Annotated in this window: 2 protein-coding genes; one reads left to right on the forward strand and one right to left on the reverse strand. The window is 71.6% G+C overall.

The features are described 5' to 3' along the window. Positions 1-729 (forward strand): class E sortase (locus EAO76_RS42320; protein ID WP_148841536.1); only part of this gene is annotated, 729 nt, incomplete at its 5' end. Between the two features lie 162 nt (positions 730-891). On the opposite strand, the gene EAO76_RS42325 is transcribed toward EAO76_RS42320, so the two are convergent. Next, positions 892-1,551: lytic polysaccharide monooxygenase (locus EAO76_RS42325; protein ID WP_148841537.1), on the reverse strand; the 660-nt coding region annotated here is incomplete at its 5' end.

Here is a 1,551-nt window from a genome sequence, read left to right on the forward strand (position 1 = left end):
CCCCCACCTCCCATGACACGCGTCGAGGCCCGGCGCGCCGCACGGGCGCGGAAGCCCGGCGCGGCCACGCTGGCGGGCCGACTGGGCGGCGAAGTCCTCATCACCACAGGCGTGTTGATGCTGCTCTTCACCACGTATCAGCTGTGGTGGTCGAACGTGCGCGCCCACAGCATCACGGGCAGCGCCCGTCACGAGCTGGAGCGTGAATGGGCGGGCGGCGCGAGCGGCCCGGGCACGTTCGAACCGGGGCAGGGCTTCGCGATCCTGCACATCCCCAAGCTGGACGTGGTCGTGCCGATCGCGGAGGGCATCGGCAAGACCAAGGTCCTGGACCGGGGCATGGTCGGCCACTACGACAAGGCCAGCATTCCCACCGCGATGCCCGGGGCGAGGACGGGGAACTTCGGGATCGCCGGACACCGCAACACCCACGGCGAGCCGTTCCGGTACATCAACCGCCTCAAGCCGGGCGACCCGATCGTCGTCGAGACGCAGGACACGTACTACGTGTACAAGATGGCGAGCATCCTGCCGCAGACCACGCCGAAGAACATCGCCGTCCTCGACCCGGTGCCCGCCGGATCGGGGTTCACCGGACCGGGCCGCTACATCACGCTGACGACCTGCACGCCGGAGTTCACGAGTACGTACCGGATGATCGTCTGGGGCGAGATGGCCGAGGAACGGCCGCGCGCCGAGGGCGAACCGGCTGCGCTCAAGGAGTCATAGGGGCAGACGGGGCAGACGGGAGGGAGCGGTGAGGCACTGTGCCTCACCGCTCCCTCGCCCGTTCTCGCGGTCGGCCCGTGCGGGTGGGCGACGGCGGGCGGTTCGGATCGCCGCGGTGCCGCTCGACGGGCCCCGGTGCGGGAGCGCCGGGGCCCGGGGACGTCAGCGGTTGCCCGCCGACGAACGGCGTCGGCCGAGGGCGAGCACCGCGGTCGCGCCCGCGGCCAGGGCCGCTGCTCCGGCGATGGCGATGTAGGGGGTGGTGCTGTCGCCGCCGGTCTCGGCGAGTTCGGTCCCGGTCTTCTCGGCCGCGCTGTTCGTCTCGGGCGCGTTGGCCCCGCCCGTCGCGGTACCGGGTGCCGCCGCGGCCGTCTTCGCGGTGTCCCCGCCCTTGTCCGCCGGGGTGCCGGCGTCGCCGCCGTGGCCCCGGTGCGTGACGGAGGACTTGCCGGCCCCGGCCGCGATCTCCTCGTCGGTGGGGGCGGTCGCCTTCCGCGCGGGGCCCTTGGCACCGCTGTCCTTGCCGAAGACGACGTCCGAGCAGGTGTAGAACGCCTCGGGGGAGTCCGAGCGCTGCCAGATCGAGTAGACGAGGTGACGGCCGGACCTCGCGGGAACATCGCCCCGGAAGACGTAGTCGCCGTTCTCCATCTTCGGGTCGGCGACCTCCACGAAGGGCTTCGCCTCCAGGTCCGACCACTTCAGCGGCTTCGTCGGGTCGTAGGAGTCCTTCGTGATGTACAGCGCGAAGGAACCCTTGTGCGGGGCGGTTCCCTTGTAGTGGAAGGTGTGGCCGCCCGCGGACATCTTCGTCGACGGCCA

The organism is Streptomyces sp. sk2.1, assembly GCF_008120935.1.
In the GTDB taxonomy this organism is placed as follows: domain Bacteria; phylum Actinomycetota; class Actinomycetes; order Streptomycetales; family Streptomycetaceae; genus Streptomyces.